16 protein-coding genes are annotated in these 18,793 nt (G+C 71.7%); 11 read left to right on the plus strand and 5 right to left on the minus strand.

Going from position 1 to position 18,793, the window contains the following annotated elements; genetic code table 11:
- Positions 1–8: 8 nt before the first annotated feature.
- The 5 genes from AC2H4J_RS10440 to AC2H4J_RS10460 are packed head-to-tail and all read left to right on the plus strand — an operon-like array spanning position 9 to position 6,227.
- A complete protein-coding gene (locus AC2H4J_RS10440) occupies positions 9–890 on the plus strand; it encodes a branched-chain amino acid ABC transporter permease (RefSeq protein WP_487464793.1) in 882 nt (293 codons plus the stop codon).
- A complete protein-coding gene (locus tag AC2H4J_RS10445; protein ID WP_487464794.1) occupies positions 887–2,764 on the plus strand; it encodes a branched-chain amino acid ABC transporter ATP-binding protein/permease in 1,878 nt (625 codons plus the stop codon). Before AC2H4J_RS10440 ends, AC2H4J_RS10445 begins: the two co-directional genes overlap by 4 nt.
- Positions 2,765–2,767: 3 nt before the next feature.
- Positions 2,768–3,538, plus strand: a complete 771-nt coding sequence (locus AC2H4J_RS10450; RefSeq protein ID WP_487464795.1) for an ABC transporter ATP-binding protein — start codon at positions 2,768–2,770, stop codon at positions 3,536–3,538.
- 47 nt (positions 3,539–3,585) lie between these two features.
- Positions 3,586–4,683 carry a M24 family metallopeptidase gene (locus tag AC2H4J_RS10455; protein ID WP_487464796.1) on the plus strand — a complete coding sequence of 366 codons (1,098 nt, stop codon included), beginning with the start codon at positions 3,586–3,588 and terminating at the stop codon, positions 4,681–4,683.
- Complete coding sequence (locus AC2H4J_RS10460) at positions 4,680–6,227, plus strand: phytoene desaturase family protein (protein ID WP_487464797.1); 1,548 nt, start codon at positions 4,680–4,682, stop codon at positions 6,225–6,227. Before AC2H4J_RS10455 ends, AC2H4J_RS10460 begins: the two co-directional genes overlap by 4 nt.
- Positions 6,228–6,233: 6 nt before the next feature.
- On the opposite strand, the gene AC2H4J_RS10465 is transcribed toward AC2H4J_RS10460, so the two are convergent.
- The 3 genes from AC2H4J_RS10465 to AC2H4J_RS10475 are packed head-to-tail and all read right to left on the minus strand — an operon-like array spanning position 6,234 to position 9,384.
- Positions 6,234–7,247 (minus strand): LacI family DNA-binding transcriptional regulator, encoded by a 1,014-nt coding sequence (locus tag AC2H4J_RS10465; RefSeq protein WP_487464798.1) that lies wholly within the window; start codon positions 7,245–7,247, stop codon positions 6,234–6,236.
- Positions 7,248–7,297: 50 nt separating this feature from the next.
- Positions 7,298–8,488 carry an MFS transporter gene (locus tag AC2H4J_RS10470; RefSeq protein WP_487464799.1) on the minus strand — a complete coding sequence of 397 codons (1,191 nt, stop codon included), beginning with the start codon at positions 8,486–8,488 and terminating at the stop codon, positions 7,298–7,300.
- Positions 8,485–9,384, minus strand: coding sequence for an ABC transporter substrate-binding protein (locus AC2H4J_RS10475; protein WP_487464800.1), 900 nt, complete (start codon positions 9,382–9,384; stop codon positions 8,485–8,487). Before AC2H4J_RS10475 ends, AC2H4J_RS10470 begins: the two co-directional genes overlap by 4 nt.
- Positions 9,385–9,523: 139 nt before the next feature.
- Between AC2H4J_RS10475 and AC2H4J_RS10480 the strand changes: the two genes are divergently transcribed.
- The 5 genes from AC2H4J_RS10480 (at position 9,524) to AC2H4J_RS10500 (ending at position 15,202) form a co-directional block, all read left to right on the plus strand.
- Positions 9,524–10,582 (plus strand): alpha/beta hydrolase family protein, encoded by a 1,059-nt coding sequence (locus AC2H4J_RS10480; protein WP_487464801.1) that lies wholly within the window; start codon positions 9,524–9,526, stop codon positions 10,580–10,582.
- A 183-nt stretch (positions 10,583–10,765) separates the two neighbouring features.
- Complete coding sequence (locus AC2H4J_RS10485; RefSeq protein WP_487464802.1) at positions 10,766–11,401, plus strand: carboxymuconolactone decarboxylase family protein; 636 nt, start codon at positions 10,766–10,768, stop codon at positions 11,399–11,401.
- A gap of 98 nt (positions 11,402–11,499) precedes the next feature.
- Positions 11,500–12,471: an NAD(P)-dependent oxidoreductase gene (locus tag AC2H4J_RS10490; RefSeq protein ID WP_487464896.1), complete on the plus strand. Its 972-nt coding sequence runs from the start codon at positions 11,500–11,502 to the stop codon at positions 12,469–12,471.
- Between the two features lie 2 nt (positions 12,472–12,473).
- On the plus strand, positions 12,474–13,712 hold the full coding sequence (locus AC2H4J_RS10495; RefSeq protein WP_487464803.1) for a M24 family metallopeptidase: 1,239 nt from the start codon (positions 12,474–12,476) through the stop codon (positions 13,710–13,712).
- Between the two features lie 20 nt (positions 13,713–13,732).
- The gene (locus AC2H4J_RS10500) at positions 13,733–15,202 is read left to right on the plus strand and encodes an NAD-dependent succinate-semialdehyde dehydrogenase (RefSeq protein ID WP_487464804.1); all 1,470 of its coding nucleotides are present in this window, start codon (positions 13,733–13,735) and stop codon (positions 15,200–15,202) included.
- Between the two features lie 102 nt (positions 15,203–15,304).
- Here the strand turns inward: AC2H4J_RS10500 and AC2H4J_RS10505 are convergent, their stop codons facing one another.
- Together AC2H4J_RS10505 and AC2H4J_RS10510 are read right to left on the minus strand one after the other, a co-directional pair.
- Complete coding sequence (locus AC2H4J_RS10505) at positions 15,305–15,976, minus strand: GntR family transcriptional regulator (protein ID WP_487464805.1); 672 nt, start codon at positions 15,974–15,976, stop codon at positions 15,305–15,307.
- Entirely contained in the window at positions 15,973–16,476 is a 504-nt protein-coding gene (locus AC2H4J_RS10510) for a VOC family protein (RefSeq protein WP_487464806.1), read from the minus strand. The genes AC2H4J_RS10505 and AC2H4J_RS10510 overlap by 4 nt, the downstream gene beginning before the upstream one ends.
- A 157-nt stretch (positions 16,477–16,633) precedes the next feature.
- Between AC2H4J_RS10510 and AC2H4J_RS10515 the strand changes: the two genes are divergently transcribed.
- Positions 16,634–18,793, plus strand: a complete 2,160-nt coding sequence (locus tag AC2H4J_RS10515; protein ID WP_487464807.1) for an alpha-ketoacid dehydrogenase subunit alpha/beta — start codon at positions 16,634–16,636, stop codon at positions 18,791–18,793.

Here is an 18,793-nt window from a genome sequence, read left to right on the forward strand (position 1 = left end):
AGGACTGCATGACCCAGCTGGTGCAGGCGCTCGTGCTCGGGCTGCTGATCGGTGGCGTCTACGCCCTGATGGCGAGCGGGCTGACGTTGATCTTCGGCGTCATGAACATCATCAACGTCGCGCACGGAGCGCTGCTCATCCTGGTCGCGTTCATCACCTGGAAGATCTGGTCGACGACCGGGGTCGACCCGATCCTGCTGTCGATCGTGATGACGCCGGTGATGTTCGGTCTGGGCTGGCTGCTCTACAAAGGTGTGCTGTCGCGGATCGCCGGTAGCTCGCCGGGGATGTCCGTGCTGCTGACGTTCGGCATCGCGATCACCATCGAGGGCGTCCTCAACGTCACCGCCGGCAACAAGTTCCGGTCGGCGACACCCTCGTACTTCTCGCAGTCCTTCCGCGTTCTCGGCATCTCGCTGCCGAAGGCACAGGTGTACGGCTGCATCGCTGCCGTCCTGGTCCTCGCCCTTCTCTACGTCGTGCTCTCCAAGACCTGGACCGGCCGGGCGATCCGGGCCACCGCCCAGAACTCCTCCGGTGCCGCACTGGTCGGCATCCAGTCGGCGGGGGTCGCGGCGCTGGCCTTCGCCATGGGCGCCGCCACCACCGGGGTCGGCGGCTCGGTGCTGTCGGTGCTGTACCCGTTCTTCCCGGCGTCCCACTACGACTGGATCTCCCGGCTGCTCGGCATCATCGTGCTGGGCGGCATGGGCAGCCTCGCCGGCGCACTCGTCGGTGCGCTCGTCCTGGGACTCGCCGAGACGCTGACCGCCACCTACGTGTCGCTGCAGTGGTCGACACTCATCTTCTACGCCGTGATCATGCTCGTCCTGCTGTTCCGCCCGCAGGGCCTGTTCGGTTCCCGGCTGCGTCAGGACGTGATGGCATGAGCGCGGTGGATCGGTTGCGCGCACTGACGACAGGCCGCTGGGGCCGACTGGGCCCCGCGCTGTTCTTCCTCGTGCTGATCATCTACCCCGTCGTGTTCCCCTACGCGATCTACGAGCAGGGCGTGCTGCTGCTCGCCTTCCTGCTCGCGCTCATGGCGGTGAGCTGGAACATCGTCTCCGGCTACGCCGGGTACGTGTCCATCGGCCACAGCGTGTTCCTGGGCCTGGGCGCCTACACCGGTGGCCTGCTCGCGGAGAAGTACCAGGTCAACCCGCTCTGGTTCCTGCCGTTGGGCGGACTGGTCGCGTTCGTCGCGGCGACGCTTGTCGGGATGGTCGTCCTGCGCACCCGCGGACACGCCTTCGTGATCATCACGATCGCCCTGCTGCTCGCGAGCCAGGTGCTGGTCAACAACTGGGCCTCGGTCACCAACGGCTCCAACGGCGTGAACGTGCCGCTGCCGTTCTGGTCGTCGGACTACCAGAACATGCCCTTCTACTACTTGTTCCTCGTGCTGCTGGCGGCCACGGTGGGCTTCGCCGCCTGGGCGCGCCGCACCAAGTTCGGCACCGGTCTGCTGGCCATCCGCGAGGACGAGGACAAGGCAGCGGCGATCGGGGTCAACACCACCCGGTACAAGGTGCTCGCCTACGCGGCCAGCGCGGTGCCGATCGGGGTGGCCGGCGTCGTCTACGCCTACTTCCTCTCCTTCCTCAACCCGATCGGCGCCTTCAGCCTGCTGACCAGCGTCACGATCGTGCTCTCGGCGCTGCTCGGCGGGCGCGGCACGCTCTGGGGCCCGGTGCTCGGCGGCTTCGTGGTGTCGATCGGCACCGAGGTGGCCAACGTCTACGGCGGCGGCACCGACAGCCGCCTGCTCGTGCTCGGTCTCGCGCTGGTCCTCGTCGTCCTGTTCCTGCCGCGCGGCGTGCTGCCGACGGTCGGCTCCTACCTGGCCCGGCGCCGGGCGGCCCAGCAGAAGGTCGAGTACACCGACCAGGCGGGGGTGGCGACGGCGCGGACGCCGATCGTCGTCACGCCGCGGTCGGCGCCGGCCGCCGAGAAGCGGACAGCCCCGCTCCTGGAGATCCGGGGCGCCCGGAAGAGCTTCGGCGGCCTGCGCGCCGTCGACGGGGTCGACCTCACCGTCGACGCCGGCACGATCACCGCGCTGATCGGCCCCAACGGCTCGGGCAAGACGACGCTGTTCAACCTGGTCACCGGCGCCATGCCGGTGGGCGGCGGCGAGATCTGGTTCGACGGCACGCGGATCGACCAGCTGCCGGCCTGGGAGCGGGCGCACCTCGGCCTGGGCCGCACCTTCCAGATCACCCGCCTGTTCAAGAGCATGACGGTCCTGGAGAACGTGGTCTCGCCCCTGCCGACGGCGAGCTGGGGACTCATGGCCAAGGACGCCGTCAGCGGGCACGAGGCGGAGCGGGCGCGCGAGCTGCTCGACTTCGTCGGCCTCGGCCGGTTCGGCGACCAGGAGGCCGGCGCCCTCTCCTACGGCCAGCAGAAGCTGGTCGAGCTGGCGCAGGTGCTCATGCTCGAGCCGAAGATGATCCTGCTCGACGAGCCGGCCGGTGGCATCAACCCGACCTTGATCAACCGGATGGTCGAGATCATCCGCGATCTCAACCGGCAGGGCATTGCCTTCCTCGTCGTCGAGCACAACATCCCGCTCGTCCTCGACCTGTGCGATCCGGTCGCGGTGCTCAGCCGCGGGCAGATCATCGCCCAGGGGCCGCCGTCGATCGTCCGCGCCGACCCCGCCGTCCTCGAGGCCTACCTCGGGCCGGAGTGGCTGCCCGCCGAGCCCGTGCCGGACGTCGTCCTCGACCAGGCGTCCCTCTCCGTGAAAGGCAGCTGACCGGTGCTGACCATCTCCGGCGTCTACGCCGGCTACGGCGGCGGGGACGTCCTGCAGGGACTGGACCTCGAGGTGCCGACCGGGGCGATCACCTGCATCGTCGGCCCGAACGGGGCCGGCAAATCGACCGTGCTGCGGGTCGTCAGCGGCCTGCTGAAGCCGCGGCTGGGCACCATCCACCTCGACGGCGTCCGGATCGACCAGCTCGGCTGCGCCGGCGTGCTGGCCAAGGGCGTCGCCCAGGTGCCCCAGTCGCAGGCGCTGTTCCCGCAGATGACGATCCGGGAGAACGTACTGCTCGGTGGCTACACGCTGCGCCGGAACAAGGCGCTGCTGGCCGAGCGGTACGACCGCATCAGCACGCTCATCCCGATCGTGGCCGAGCGCTCGCACGACAAGGCGGGCAACCTGTCCGGCGGTCAGCGGCGCATGGTCGAGATCGCCCGCTGCCTGATGGTCGACCCGAGCGTGCTGCTCCTCGACGAGCCGTCCCTGGGGCTGGACCCGAGGAGTCTCACCGGGGTGTCGGAGCTGGTGCGCGACGCCAACGCGTCGGGCACCACGGTCCTCCTGGTCGAGCAGAACGTGCGGCTGGGCCTGAGCATGGCCACCCACGGCGTGGTGCTCGAGGGCGGTCGGGTGCGGCTGAAGGCGCCGGCCGGTGAGCTGATGGCCAACCCGGAGGTCGCGGAGCTCTACCTCGGCGGCCACGGCACCCAGAGCCGGAACGAGCGCGTCGCGGGCGCCACGGCGGACACCGGCACCTCCCGGTGAGCCCCGGCGCGCTGCCACCGCCCTTTCCCGGGTTCAGCGCGCCGGAGATGGCGCGTCGGCGGCAGGCGCTGGAGGCCGTGCTGGAGTCGGAGGGGCTGGAGCGCGTCGTCCTCTACGGCGCCAACCGCTCGGGCAGCGCGGTCTCCTGGCTCACCGGCTGGCCGGTCACCCGGGAGGCGCACGTCCTCGTCACCCGCGGGGAGCCCGACGTCCTGCTCGTCAGCTTCTACAACCACGTGCCCGAGGCCAGGCGCCGCGCGGCAGCCGCGGACGTACGGTTCGCCGGCGACGATCCGGCCGCCACGCTGCTCGAGCTGCTCCGCGCGGGCGAACCCCTGGGGTTCATCGGCTCGCTGCCGTGGGACCAGTACGCCGCGCTGGCCGAGGGGCGCCGGCTGGTGCCCCTGAATCGGGCGTACACCCGGCTCCGGCTCCGGAAGTCCGAGGAAGAAGTGGCGGCGTTGCGGCACGCCGCCGCGCTCACCGATGCCGCCGCGACGGCGCTGGTCGAGGGGCCGCTCGTGGGCTGCACCGAGCACGAGCTCGCCGCCCGCATCGAATCGGCCTACGTCGCTCACGGCGGCATGCACCACATCCACTATGTGGGCGTCACCCCGATGTCCGATCCGGACCGCTCGGTGCCGGCCCAGTGGCCCCGCTCCCGGCAGGTGGCGGCCGGTGATCTGCTCACCTTCGAGCTCAGCGCCGCCGTGGCGCCGGAGTACTCGGGCCAGCTGCTGCGTTCGGTCGTGGTCGCCGCCGAGCCGACCGGGCAGGTGCTGCGGCTGCACGAGGTGGCCGAGGCGGCACTCGACGCCGTCGCCGCGCGGCTGCGCCCGGGCGTGCACGCGCGCGAGCTCGTCGACGCCGCAGCCGGCATCGAGGACGCCGGTTTCACCACGGTCGACGACCTCGTGCACGGCTTCGGCGGGGGCTACCTGCCGCCGGTGATCGGCTCGCGCAGCCGGGCGATCCGGCCGACCCCGGACATGACGCTCGAGGCAGGCATGACCGTCGTCGTGCAGCCCAACGTCGCGACGACCGACGGACGGCTCGGCGTGCAGACGGGGGAACTGCTGCACGTCACCGACGGCGGCGCCGAGCGGCTGCACAGCTTCCCGAGAGGTCTGGTGCGAGCCGGATGAGCGGGAACAGCGCGGACGTCGTCGTCATCGGTGCCGGCCACAACAGCCTGATCGGCGCGGCGTACCTGGCCGCCGCGGGGCTCGAGGTCGTCGTCCTCGAGGAGCAGCCGATCGTCGGCGGCAACACCGTCACCGAGGAGCTCACGCTGCCCGGTTTCCGGCACGACTCCTGCTCCAGCGCCCACGTGCTCATCCAGAGCAACCCGGTGATCCGGGACGACGAGCTCGGTCTGACCAAGCACGGACTCCGGTACGTGCACACCGACCCGGCGGGGGTCCTGCCCCTGGCCCGCGGCGACGCGATCGTGCTGCACCGCGACCGCGCGGCGACCGCCGCCGAGCTCGCCCGGTTCGATCCGGCGGACGGCGACGCGTACCTGCGGCTGCTCGCCGACTGGGACGGCGGCCTGGCCACGGCGCATGCCCGGTGGAACGCGGGCCGGCTCGATCCCGCCGCCTCGACCGACGACGCCGCGTACGAGGCGCTGCGGTCGCGCAGTGCACACGAGGTGATCGCCGAGCGGTTCCGTTCCGAACAGGCGCGCGATCTGCTGACCTGGCTGTCCTTCGCCACGATCACCGACGTCCGCCGCGCCGGCACCGGCATCCTGCCGTTCTCGATCACCGCCGGCCGGTCGGCGTTCGGCTGGGCGACGCCGATGGGCGGTTCTGGCGCGCTGCCCGAGGCACTGGTGCGCTCCATCGAGTCCAACGGCGGCCGGGTGCACGTGCGTCGTCCGGTGGAGCGGGTGCTGGTGCGGGGCGGCCGCGCCGTCGGGGTCGTCACCGCGGACGGGGACCGCTGGGAGGCTCGCCGGGCGGTGCTGTCGTCGGCGCACATCACCCAGCTGGCCGGGATGCTCGACGGCGCCGAGGCCCCGGCGGGGCTGCGTGCCGCGGCCGACAGCTGGCAGCCGGGGCTCACGCTGTTCGCCGTCCACCTGGCCACCGACGGGAACCTGACCTACGACACCCCCGCCGGCCCGATCCCCGCGGTCGCCGGCGGGATGGGCTCCGCGGCCGGGCTCTACGCGCAGCTCGACGCCTTCGCGCGGGGCGAGACCTACGCGGTCGACCCCTGGGTGCTGATCGTGTGCTCGACGGTCGTCGACCCCGCCCGGGCGCCGGCGGGCCACGGGCTCTCGAAGCTGCTCACCTTTGCTCCGCGCCACCTGGCGACCGGCTCCTGGGACACCGAGCGCGACCGGTTCGCCGCCGCGATCGTCGAGCGGACGGCGGAGCGGGTGCCGGGGCTGCGACCCGAGCACGTGCTCGCCGTCCGCGGTGAGGCCCCGGTCGACCTCGAGACGCGCAACCGGCACAACGTCGGCGGCTCCTGCCACGGCGGGGAGTTCCGGCTGCCGTCGGGGGAGACCCTGGTCGGCTGGCCGGAGCACCGGCTGCCGGTCGAGGGGCTCTACCTGACCGGCGCCACCGCGCACCCCGGCGGATCGGTCTCCGGCCGGGCCGGGCGGAACGCCGCGCGCGTCCTGCTCACCGACCTCGGGATCGACCCGGCCACCGTCATGGGCGCGGGGGGTTGAGGGCGGTCAGGCGGGCGGGGGAGCGGTCGACCCACGGACGACGAGCCGCACCGGCAGCAGGACCACCCGCGGGGTCGTCGTCCGGCCGGCGAGCCGGTCGAGCAGGAGCCGGGCCGCCTCCACGCCCAGCTCGTACTGCGGCACCCGCACCGACGTGAGCGGGGGCTGCAGGCGGGCGATGAACGGCATGTCGTTGAACCCGACGACGCTCATGTCGGCGGGGCAGGTCAGGCCGGCCTCGGCCAGGCCGTCGTAGCAGCCGAGCGCGAGCAGGTCGTTGCCGGCCGAGATCGCCGTCGGCCGGTCGTCGCCGAGCAGCTGCAGGAGCGCCGTCCGTCCGGCCGCCTCCGAGTACGCCTCCGCCTCGACGACGCGGTCGTCGCGCAGGCCGTGGCGCTGCATCGCCGCCCGGAAGGCGCGTAGTCGCACCGCGCCCGTGGACACCCGCAGCGGGCCCGCGATGTGCGCGATCTCGGTGTGCCCGAGCTCCACGAGGTGGTCGACGGTCCGCTCGATGCCGGTCGCGTCGTCGCCGGCCACCATCGACACGTCCAGGTGCTCGGTCTGCCGGTTCACCATGACCATCGGCACCCCGCGGGCCGCCGCCTCGTGCAGGAACGGGTCCTCGAGCAGGGCGGTCGCGACGATGAAGCCGTCGACCTGCCGGGCCTGCATCGCCGCGAAGTTGGAGGAGGTGCGGGCCGGGTCGTTGTCGGTGTTCGCCGTCAGCACGGTGTAGCCGCTCTCGGCCAGGGTGTCCTCGATGCCGCGCACGATCGGCGGGAACAGCGGGTTGGTCAGGTCGGGGACGAGCACACCCACCGTCTCCGACCGGCTGGTCTTCAGGCTCCGGGCGATCGGGTTCACCTGGTAGCCCAGGGACGCGGCCACCTCGCGCACGCGGGCGACCGTGGCGGGGCGGACCAGGCTGCGGGTGGCCTCGTTCAGCGCGCGGGAGGCCGTGGCCGGGTGCACCCCCGCGGCGGTCGCGACGTCACGGAGCGTCGGGCGCGGAGCCACGGGCGGCAGCGTAACTGCGGAGGTGCCCAGCGGGCGGGGGCGGGTGTCCATCAGCGTCCCCTTCGGGTGCGGAGGTACCGGCGGCGGGTCATCGCGGCGACGAGGGTCAGCGGCAGGAAGAGGGCCGCCGAGACGCTGAACAGCTCGCCGTAATGGCCCGTGCCGGCGAGCAGGCCACCGAGGGCCGCGCCCGTCGAGCCGCCGAGGAACAGGCAGGCGGCGAACAGCGGCACGACCTGGGCCCGGGCCAGGGGCGCCACCGACGTCGCCCACGTCTGCAGCGTCGAGTGCATGAAGGCCCAGGCGGCGCCCAGCAGCACGCAGGCGACGACGCCGGCGACGTACCCGCGCTGCACGGCCAGGACGGCGAAGCCCAGCGCGCCGCTGGTGCCGCCGATCAGCAGCAGCGTCGGCGTGCTCATCCGTGCCGACAGCGGCCGGACGACCCGGCTGAACAGCAGCACCGCGACGCCGTAGGCCGCGACGACCGTGCCCGCCAGCCCGGCGCCGGCATGGGCCGCATGCTGGACGCCCGGCGCGACGAAGGTGAACGAGCCGGTGATCGCGACGCCCTCGACGAACCCGAGCAGCAGCACGAGCAGCACCCAGCGGTTGCGCACGGCCTGGAGCAGCGCACGCAGCGGATGCCGCTCCGCCTCGGCCCGCGGCGGCTCGGGCAGGCGGCGGATGTAGAGGGCCAGGACGGCGGCGGCGGCCGCCGTGACGGCGAACATGGCCCGCCAGCTCACCAGTTGCGCGGCCCATCCGGCGGCCACCGTGGCGGCGGCCATACCGACCGCGACGCCGGCCATCAGGTCGGTCAGCGGCTGCTGGCGCCGCTCGATCGGGACGACGGCGCCGACGTACACGAGGGTCGCCGGCACGGCGCCGCCGAAGAAGCCCCCGGCGACCCCGCGCAGCACCACCAGGAGCCCGATCCCGGGCGCCAGCGCGGAGAGCACCCCGGCCACGGCGGCGCCGAAGAGGGCAACCTGGAGCGTGCGGATGGTGCCCAGGCGCGCCAGGACCACGCCCCAGACCGGCTGCAGCAGCCCGTAGCTGAGGAAGTAGAGACTCGCGGCCACCGTGGCCTGGGCGACGCTCGTGTGCAGCCCCGCGGCGATGACCAGCAGCATCGGCGCGATCGCCGATCGGTCGAGCGAGCTGACCGTGTTGACCGCCTGCAGCGCGCGCAGGTGCCCGCGGGACAGGTCGGTGGCGACGGCCTGGGTGCCGCTCACCGCAGGAGGCCGCCGCCGGGGCGGGAGAGCGCGGCGAGGTCGTGGTCGGACTCGAAGCCGCCCTGGTCGGCCCGCAGCCGCAGCACCGCCTCGAACGCCTCCGGCTCGACCTCCCCGCCGACGCAGATGCCGTGCAGCGGGTCGTGCAGGGTCCGGTACATCTGCTCGGCGATGTCGGGATCGGTGTCGGGCTGCGCGCCGAGCAGCGCCAGCACGTCGTCCCGTCGCTGGGGTGCGAGCACGGCCTGCTCGGCGTCGTCCCACGCGTCGAGCAGGGCCCGCAGGGCCGGGGTGTCCTCGCCGGCGCGGGTGGCGAGCACGGTGCCGAGATAGGGGCGGACGACGTCGCTGACCACGCCCAGGACGTGCGCGCCGGCCCGGACCGCGCGCGCCTCGTGGCCGGCGTTGAGCAGCGTCGCGTCGAACCGTCCCTCGGCCAGGCCCAGGCGGCGCAGCGGGGTGGCCCCGGCGGTCACCACCTCGTAGTCGCGGCCGGGCTCCAGGCCGGCGCGGCGGAGGAGCGCGAAGCCGACGAAGGCGAACCCGGAGGTGGGCACGTCGACGGCGAACCGGCGGCCGCGCAGGTCGTCCGGGTGCTCGATGCCGGGGGCGCCGACCAGGCTCAGCCGGCCGCCGCGGTCGACCGCCCGCACGATCTCCAGGTCCAGCCGGCGTCCGACGGGATTGTGCTCGTTCAGCACGTACGTCGCGACGTTGTCCGGCGAGGTCAGGACGGCGTCGTACTCACCGGCCATCAGCGAGGCGAACTGGGCGGGCGATGAGGCCACCGGGAACTGCTCGACGGTGAGCCCGTGCCGGGCGAAGACCCCGGCCTGCTGGGCCCACGTGGCCACGACGTTGGCGCTGAAGATGCCGAGCCGGAGGGTGTGCGTCATCCCTGTCCTCGTGTCGGGGCCGCGGGACGCGGGGACTTCGCGGCGGGCTGCCCAGCGTCGTGCACAGCCGTCATTGACAACCGGCTCCATGCTGCCCGAGCATGCACTCGTTTGCAAGGATGCTCAGCCGGGAGGGTGCATGGACGCCAGGGTTGCCAGTGCGGTGTCGAACTGGGCTCCGCGATTCACCACGAACGGCGTGGCGGTGGCCGATTTCCAGCGCGTGACGGCGAGCCTCGAGCGCTGGGAGGACTGGTGCTCGGCGTGGTCGGCGGCGGCGAAGGTGCACGAGGACCTCGGCCGGGAGGCCCTGGGCGAGGGGCGCACCCGCTCGGCGGGTGCCCACTTCTCCACCGCGGCGGTCTACTACCACTTCGGCAAGTTCCTGTTCGTCGAGCACCCCGAGGAGATGCGCGAGGCGCACCGGCACGCGGTCGCCTGCCTGACGGAGGCGCTGCCCTACCTCGACCCGCCGGGCGAGCGCGTGGAGATCCCGTTCGAGGGCAGCACCCTGGTCGGCGTACTGCGCCGCCCGGCCGGCGCCGGGCCGCACCCGGTGGTGGTCATGGTCCCGGGCTTGGACTCCACGAAGGAGGAGTTCCGTTCCACCGAGGCGCTGTTCCTCGAGCGCGGGCTGGCCACGTTCTCGGTCGATGGCCCCGGCCAGGGCGAGGCCGAGTACGACCTGCCGATCCGCGGCGACTGGGAGATCCCGGGTCGGGCGATCGTGGACGCCGTCGCGGCCCGGCCGGGGATCGACCCCGAGCGGATCGGCGTCTGGGGCGTCAGCCTCGGCGGCTACTACGCACCGCGGCTGGCCAGCGGCGTCGAGCAGGTCAAGGCCTGTGTCGCGCTGGCCGGCCCGTACAACTTCGGCGAGGTCTGGGACCAGCTGCCGCCGCTCACCCGCACAGCGTTCACCGCGCGCTCGTTCAGCGCCGATCAGGAGGCGGGCCGCAAGGCCGCGCTGCACCTGGACCTGACGCGCGCCGCCGCGAAGATCCGGGTGCCGTTGCTCGTCGTCGCCGGCAAGCAGGACCGGCTCATCCCGTGGCAGCACGCCGAGCGGCTGGTCGCCGAGGCCGGCGGACCCACCGAGTTGATCATGCTCGACGACGGCAACCACGGGAACATGAACGTGGCGGCCAAGCACCGCTACAAGACCGCCGACTGGATGGCCCGCCAGCTCTCCGCCTGACCCGCCGGGACTTTCGGTACAGGAAGTCCCGGGGAGGAGGGGACTTCCTGTACAGAAAGTCCCCTCGGGGCGGTCGTTCCCGGGGGTCGGCGACGGCTCTTGACATCGGTCCGCGGCCGCCGCATCGTCACTGTCAGGCAAACGTTTGCGCGCACCGAGCGCGCCAGGCCCCCGGAGGACTCCATGCCCAAGCCCCACATCAGCTACGTGCCGCTCGAGGACATGGATGAGCGGATGCAGGAGGAGATGCATCGCTGCGCCCGCGAGGGGACGCCGCGGCCGGAGAGCTCCGCCGTCCGGGCGCACGCGCCGAACGCGTTCTGGGCGTTCGCCGACTCCTGGAAGTCGATCTTCCACAGCGGCGTCTGCGACCACACGATCAAGGACCTCTGCCGCGTCTACATCTCCCGCACGGTGAAGTGCGAGTTCTGCGGCAATCAGCGCTCGGAGAAGGCGATCAAGGCCGGCCTGGAGGAGATGCAGTACGACGAGCTGCTGAACTTCGAGAAGTCCGACAAGTACGACGAGCGCCAGAAGGCGGCCCTGTCCTACGCGGAGGCCATCGCCTGGGGGATGCCCGCGGACGAGGAAGCATTCTGGGCCCGGCTGCACGAGCACTTCTCGGAGCCGCAGCTGGTCGAGCTGGGCTGCGCGATCGCGCTCACGTTCGGCCAGCAGAGCTGGATCCGGCTGCTCGGCATCGACCACCACCAGTACATGGCCGGCACGGCGGCGTCGATGGCGCCGGGGTTCCGGACCGCCGAGGAGCTGGCCGCGAGCAAGGCCTCGCCCGACTACTGGGCGGGCGCGACGCGGTGAGCGCACCGCGCTGACCTGCGGAGGGGGCTTTCGGCGCCGGAGGCCCTCTCCGGCGTTCTTGACACGGGTCGGCGCGCCAGTAGGCTACAAACGATTGCATTCACCGACCCGGATGGGACAGCTCGATGACACGTACGGACCTTCCCGACCTGACCGTCGGCTGGCTCGGCACCGGGCACATGGGTGCTGCGCTCGCCGCACGCATCGGCCGGGCGGGCCTGGACCTCACGGTCTGGAACCGCACGCGCAGCAAGGCGGAGCCGCTCACCGAGGCCGGCGCCAAGGTCGCCGACGAGCCGGTCGAGCTCGCCGACCGCGACGTCGTCTTCACGATGGTGACCAGCTCCGCTGACCTCGAGCAGGTCGTCGAGCGGCTGCTGTCCGACCCCGAGCGGGCGCCGCGCGTCCTGGTCGACTGCTCGACGGTCTCCGCGGAGGCCTCGGCGCGGGTCCGCGAGGTCGCCACCGCTCGGGGCATCGCCTTCCTGGCCTCGCCGGTCAGCGGGAACGGCAAGGTCGTCGCGGCCGGCAAGCTCAGCCTGGTCAGCAGCGGCCCGCGCGAGGCCTACGACCAGGTCGAGCCGATCCTCGAGCTGCTCGGCCGGCACGTCACGTACGTCGGCGACGGCGAGAAGGCCCGCCTCGTGAAGATCTGCCACAACATCATGCTGGGCGTGGTCGCCCAGAACATGGCCGAGATCGTCGTCCTCGCGGAGAAGGGCGGCGTGCCGCGGGCCGCCATGCTCGACTTCCTCAACAACAGCGTCATGGGCTCGATGTTCACGACCTACAAGTCGCCGGCCTACGTGAACCTGGACTTCACGCCCACGTTCACCCCGGTGCTGCTGCGCAAGGACCTCGACCTCGGCCTGAGGGCCGCCGACGACCTCGGCGTCCCGATGCCGGTGACGTCCGCCGCCCGCGAGACCGTCCAGGCCGCCGTCGCGCAGGGACGCACCACCGAGGACTTTGCCGTCCTGCTGGAGCTGCAGGCCCGCAACTCCGGCTACGAGATCGTCAGCGAGGACGTCGAGGTCGACGACGGTCTCGCACCGCTCGCGGAGCACTGAGCGTGCCGCGCCCCCTGGCGGCGCCCGGGCACATGGGCGTCGACTACGAGCAGCGGGTGGACTTCGCCCGGCTGCGCGACTACCGGCTGGGCCGGGCCAAGCAGTCGCTGGAGGCCAGCGAGTGCGGCGCGTTCCTGCTGTTCGACTTCTACAACATCCGCTACACGACCCAGACCTGGATCGGTGGCGCCCTCGGCGACAAGATGATCCGGTACGCGCTGCTCGCGCGGGGCAAGGACCCGGTGCTGTGGGACTTCGGCTCGGCGGTCAAGCACCACCAGCAGTACTCCCAGTGGGTGCCGACCGAGAACTACCGCGCCGGCTTCCTCGGCTTCCGGGGCGCGGTGGCGCCGACGGTCGGGCTGATGGAAGACGCCGTCAAGGAGATCAGGTCGCTGCTCGTCGAGGCGGGCGTGGCGGACCAGCCGGTCGGCGTCGACATCGTCGAACCGGCGTTCCTGTTCGAGATGCAGCGGCAGGGCCTGACCGTCGTCGACTGCCAACAGCTGATGCTCGACGCCCGGGTGATCAAGTCGCAGGACGAGATCATGCTGCTCAACCAGGCCTGCGCCATGGTCGACGGCGTCTACCAGGACATCGTCGAGATGCTGAAGCCCGGCGTCCGCGAGAACGAGATCGTGGCGCACGCAAACAAGCGCCTGTACGAGATGGGCTCGGACCAGGTCGAGGCGGTCAACGCCATCTCCGGTGAGCGGTGCAACCCGCACCCGCACAACTTCACCGACCGGCTCATCCGCCCGGGTGACCAGGCGTTCTTCGACATCATCCACTCGTTCAACGGCTACCGGACCTGCTACTACCGCACCTTCGCGGTGGGCAGTTCCACGTCGGCGCAACGCGACGCGTACACGAAGGCGCGCGAGTGGATGGACCGTGGGCTGGCCGGGATCAAGGCCGGCGTGGGCACCGACGAGGTCGCCGCCCTGCTGCCCGCGGCCGAGGAGTTCGGCTTCGGCAGCGAGATGGAGGCCTTCGGGCTGCAGTTCGCCCACGGCCTCGGGCTCGGCCTGCACGAACGGCCGATCATCTCCCGGCTGAACTCCATGAAGGAGCCGGTGGAACTGCAGGTCGGCATGGTGTTCGCTCTGGAGACCTACTGCCCGGCCACCGACGGGTTCTCGGCCGCGCGGATCGAGGAGGAGGTCGTCGTCACCGAGGACGGCCCCCGCATCCTTACGCTGTTCCCCGCCCAGGACCTCGTCGTCACCAACCCCTACTGAGCTCGGAGAAGGATCCCGCAATGTCGCTGGACAACCTCAGCAACCCGGACCTGCTCACCGACCTGTGGATCGGCGGCAAAGCCGTGCCCGCGTCGGACGGCGGCCGCTTCGACGTGCTCGACCCGGCCACCGGCCGGGTGCTGACGACGGTCGCCGACGGCAGCGTGGACGACGCGATCGCCGCCGTCGACGCCGCGGAGAGCGCGGCCGGCGCGTGGGCTGCCACGTCCCCGCGGGAGCGTGCGGAGATCCTCCGTCGCGCCTGGGAGCTGATGACCGAGCAGGCCGACGACCTGGCGAAGCTGGTCACCCTCGAGAACGGCAAGGCGCTGGCCGACGCGAAGGGCGAGGTCACCTACGCCGCCGAGTTCTTCCGCTGGTACTCGGAGGAGGCCGTCCGCGCGGTCGGGCAGCTGATGACGGCGCCGTCCGGGGCGAACAAGATCATGGTGCTGGAGCAGCCGGTCGGCATCTGCGTGCTGGTGACGCCGTGGAACTTCCCCGCGGCGATGGCCACCCGCAAGATCGGTCCCGCCCTGGCCGCGGGCTGCACCGTCGTCCTCAAGCCGGCCAGTGACACCCCGCTGACCGCGCTGGCGATGGCCCGCATCCTCGACGAGGCCGGCGTCCCGGCGGGCGTGGTCAACGTGCTGCCCGCCCGGCGGTCCGGCGCCGTCGTCTCGGCGATGCTGCACGACCCGCGCGTGCGGAAGTTGTCGTTCACCGGCTCGACCGAGGTCGGCCGGGTGCTGCTCAAGGAGGCGGCCGACCAGGTCATCAACTGCTCGATGGAGCTCGGCGGCAACGCGCCGTTCCTCGTGTTCGACGACGCCGACCTCGATGCCGCGATCGAGGGCGCGATGGTCGCCAAGATGCGCAACGGGGGAGAGGCCTGCACCGCGGCCAACCGCTTCTACGTCCAGAGCGGTATCGCCGAGGAGTTCAGCCGCCGGCTCGCCGACCGGATGAAGGCGCTGCGCATGGGCCCGGGCCTGGACGACGGCGTGCAGGTGGGGCCGCTGGTCAACACCGACACCGTGGACAAGGTGGACGAGCTGGTGCGGGGAGCGGTCGACGCGGGTGCCGAGGCCGTGGTGGGTGGCCGCCGTCCCCAGGACTCGGCATACGCCGACGGCTTCTACTACGAGCCGACCGTGCTGCTGGGCGTTCGCCCGGGTTCGCCGATCCTCGACGAGGAGATCTTCGGGCCCGTGGCGCCGATCGTCACCTTCGACGACGAGGACGACGCGGTCCGGCTGGCCAACGCCACCGAGTACGGCCTGGTCTCCTACGTCTACACCGGTGATCTGGCCCGCGGCCTGCGCGTCAGCGAGCGGCTGGACTCCGGCATGGTCGGGCTGAACCGCGGGCTGGTCAGCGACCCCGCGGCGCCCTTCGGTGGCACCAAGCAGAGCGGTATCGGCCGCGAGGGCGGCCACGACGGCATGCTCGACTACCTGGAGAGCAAGTACATCGCCGTCTCCTGGTGACCTGTCTGCCCCGGGATGATCAGCGTCGCTGATCATTCCGGGACCTCCCCCGCGGTCGACGGTGGGGGAGGACCCGGAACGGTGGGGTAGGACGGCGATCGGTCAGGACGGCGGGGCGGCGAAGACCTCGGGGTGCGCCGCGAGCTCGATGCGGGTGCGGCGGATGTGGCCGGACAGGAAGCGCTCACCGTCGACGGCGTCCCGGCGGCGGATCGCGTCGAGCAGCAGTCGGTGTTCGCTGTTGACCACCCAGCGCCGGTCCGGGCCGCCGATCTGCATGAACGCCCGGCGGTAGTGCTGCGTGGTGTTCCACAGCCGGCTGATCGTGGAGACCAGTTGCTCCGAGGTGCACGCGGCGTAGGACGTCAGGTGGAACTCGCGGTCGAGGACGAGGAACTCCGTCAGCTGCACGTCGGCCTCGATCCGCTCCTGCACGTACTCCAGGTGCTCGACCTGGTCGGCGCTCAGGTGCGGCAGGCTCTCGGTGAGCGCGAGGGGCTCGAGCCGCTCACGCATTTGGTAGACGACGTCCACCTCGTGCTGGTCCAGCAGCGTCACCCGGGAGCCCTTGTTGGCCTCGTGCTCGGTGAGGCCTTCGGCCTCCAGCATGCGCAGCGCCTCGCGGACGGGGAGCCGGCTGGTGCCGAGGCGCGCGGCGACCTCCTCCTGGCGGATCCACTGCCCGGGGGTCAGGTCGCCGAACAGGATCGCGTCGCGCAGGTAGGCCGCGATCCGCTCGCTGGCCGCACCGACGCCGTCGGCGACCTCGGTCATGCGAACGCCCCGGGGTTCGCGTGGTAGGCCTTGCCGTTCGGGTAGCTGACCAGCTCGAACTGCATCCCCCAGGGGCTGAGGAAGTAGACCCAGCGCTGGCCCTCGTGGGCGCCGGAGCTCGCCGTCGGCTCGCCGAGCACGCGCACGCCGCACGAGCGGAGGTAGGCGACCGCGGCGTCGAGGTCGTCGACGTAGAGCGCGACGTGGTGACCGCCGACGTCGCTGTTGCGCGGCGGCGCGAGGTTCTGGTCGGGCGCCTCGTAGGAGAAGACCTCGAAGATCGCCTGGTCGCCGCAGCGGAAGAACGAGTTGCGCCGCATCACGGTGCGCGGGTGCACGTTGAGGTGTTCGGCCATCCAGTCGGTGTCCTCGTGGATGAACGGCCCCAGCGAGTAGAGGTACTCGCAACCCAGGACGTCGACGAGGAAGGCACGCGCCCGCTCCAGGTCGGGGACGGTGAACCCGATGTGGTCGACACCGGTCATTCCGGGCAGAGCCACGCGTCCTCCTGACAGCAGATATTGGATCCAGTCAGTGAACACCACCGGGAATCCGGAACGCCAGAGCATCTCCATCCTTGTGATTGGATCCAGTCCGTGGGATCGTTGTGACCGTCACCACCCTTCGAAGGGACGCACGATGCCCCAGCGCACGCCCTTGGATCCATCCGTCGAGTGGGTGGAGTTCACGACGACGGACGCCGACTGGGACGCCGCCGCGCCGCACCTGCTCACCAGCATGCTCAGCCAGTTGGTGCTGATCCGGACGTTCGAGGAGTTCGTGCTCGAACTGGCGGGCGAGGGACTCATCCACGGCCCGGCGCACTCGAGCATCGGCCAGGAGGGCGGCGCCGTCGGCTCGGTCATCGGGCTGACCAGCCAGGACACGGTCAACGGCTCCCACCGCGGCCACCACCAGTTCCTGGCCAAGGTGCTCACGCACCTCCACCCCGAGGGCATCGACCCGACCAAGCCGTTCCCCGACGACGTGCGGGCGGTCGTGCTGCGCAGCCTCGCGGAGATCTGCGGGCTCGACCGCGGGTTCAGCCACGGCCGGGGCGGCAGCATGCACCTGCAGTGGAAGGAGGCCGGCGCGATCGGAACCAACGCCATCGTCGGCGGGGGCGTGCCGCTGGCGGCCGGCTCGGCGTGGGCGCACCGGCAGGCCGGCACGGACGCCGTCGCCGTCACATACTTCGGCGACGGCGCCACCAACATCGGTTCCACGCTGGAGTCGATGAACCTCGCCGCGGCCTGGAAACTGCCGCTCTGCTTCTTCATCGAGAACAACCGGTACGCGGTCTCCACCAGCGTCTTCGAGGCCACCGGCGAGCCGCGGCTGTCGGCCCGCGGCCCCGGCTTCGGCATCCGCAGCTGGAAGGTCGACGGCATGAACCCGTTGGCCGTCTTCCTGGCCATGCAGGAGGCCCTGGCGCACATGCGCGCCGGCGACGGCCCCACCGTCATCGAGGCCGACGTCTACCGCTACTTCCACCAGAACGGCGCCTTCCCGGGCAGCTCCTTCCGCTACCGCACCCGCGAGGAGGAGGCGGAGTGGCGGCTGCGCGACCCGATCGACCAGCTCCGCGGTCACCTCGCCCGCCGGCGGATCCTCAGCAGCGCCGACGTCGACGACACCATCGCCGCCGCGAAGGCGCTCATGGCCGACGTCGGCACGGTGCTGCTGGAGCCCAAGCCCGGAGGCAAGCCGAAGGAGCGGCAGATCAAGGCGTCGGAGTGGCCGGACCCCGCGTTCGTGGACGTGGGCGTGCGCGGCGACCTCAGCGAGTTCGACGACGCCCCGATCGTCGACCGCGACACCTTCACCGGCGAGCTGGCCGAGACCAAGTTCATCGACGCCGTCGCCGCCGTGATGAACCGTCGCATGGCCACCGACGAGCGCGTCGTCGTCATGGGGGAGGACGTGCACCGGCTCAACGGCGGCACCAACGGCGCCACCCGCGGCCTCAAGGACGCCTATCCCGACCGCGTCCTCGGCACCCCGATCAGCGAGAACGCGTTCACCGGCCTCGGCGGGGGCATCGCGCTGGACGGCCGCTTCCGCCCGGTCGTCGAGTTCATGTACGCCGACTTCATGTGGGTCGCGGCCGACCAGCTGTTCAACCAGATCGCGAAGGCCCGGCACATGTTCGGTGGGGACGACGACGTCCCGATCGTGCTGCGCAGCAAGGTCGCCATGGGCACCGGCTACGGCTCGCAGCACTCGATGGACCCGGCCGGCGTCTTCGCCACCTCCGTCGGCTGGCGGATCGTTGCGCCGTCCACCCCGTTCGACTACGTGGGCCTGATGAACAGCGCGCTGCGGTGCAAGGACCCGGTGCTGGTGCTCGAGCACGTCGACCTCTACAACTCCACCGGCGAGGGCCCGGTCGACGACTTCGACTACTGCCTGCCGGTCGGCAAGGCCGCCGTCCGCCGCGAGGGCAAGGACGTCACGATCCTCACCTACCTCGCGATGACCGCCTACGTGCTCGAGGCCGTCGAGCAGGTCGGAGCGGACGCCGAGGTGATCGACCTGCGCTGGCTCGACCGGGCCAGCATCGACTGGGCGACCATCGGCGCCAGCATCGAGAAGACCAACAACGTCCTCATCGCCGAGCAGGGTGCCGTGGGGACGTCGTACGGCGGCTGGCTCGCCGACGAGATCGGTCGCCGCTTCTTCGACCACCTCGACCACCCCATCCAGCGGGTGACCGGCGGTGAGGCGTCGCCGAGCATCTCGAAGGTGCTGGAGCGGGCCGCCATCGCCACGACCGACGAGGTCGTCGAGGCGCTGCAGACCCGGGTCCGGTACTGA

This window comes from Blastococcus sp. OS1-29 (genome assembly GCF_057628075.1).

Coding starts and splice junctions, on each gene's coding strand:
- AC2H4J_RS10440 (WP_487464793.1), top strand. CDS start 9: ATGACCCAGCTGGTGCAGGCGCTCGTGCTCGGGCTGCTGATCGGTGGC.
- AC2H4J_RS10445 (WP_487464794.1), top strand. CDS start 887: ATGAGCGCGGTGGATCGGTTGCGCGCACTGACGACAGGCCGCTGGGGC.
- AC2H4J_RS10455 (WP_487464796.1), top strand. CDS start 3,586: ATGGCGCGTCGGCGGCAGGCGCTGGAGGCCGTGCTGGAGTCGGAGGGG.
- AC2H4J_RS10460 (WP_487464797.1), top strand. CDS start 4,680: ATGAGCGGGAACAGCGCGGACGTCGTCGTCATCGGTGCCGGCCACAAC.
- AC2H4J_RS10475 (WP_487464800.1), bottom strand. CDS start 9,384: ATGACGCACACCCTCCGGCTCGGCATCTTCAGCGCCAACGTCGTGGCC.
- AC2H4J_RS10480 (WP_487464801.1), top strand. CDS start 9,524: ATGGACGCCAGGGTTGCCAGTGCGGTGTCGAACTGGGCTCCGCGATTC.
- AC2H4J_RS10485 (WP_487464802.1), top strand. CDS start 10,766: ATGCCCAAGCCCCACATCAGCTACGTGCCGCTCGAGGACATGGATGAG.
- AC2H4J_RS10500 (WP_487464804.1), top strand. CDS start 13,733: ATGTCGCTGGACAACCTCAGCAACCCGGACCTGCTCACCGACCTGTGG.
- AC2H4J_RS10505 (WP_487464805.1), bottom strand. CDS start 15,976: ATGACCGAGGTCGCCGACGGCGTCGGTGCGGCCAGCGAGCGGATCGCG.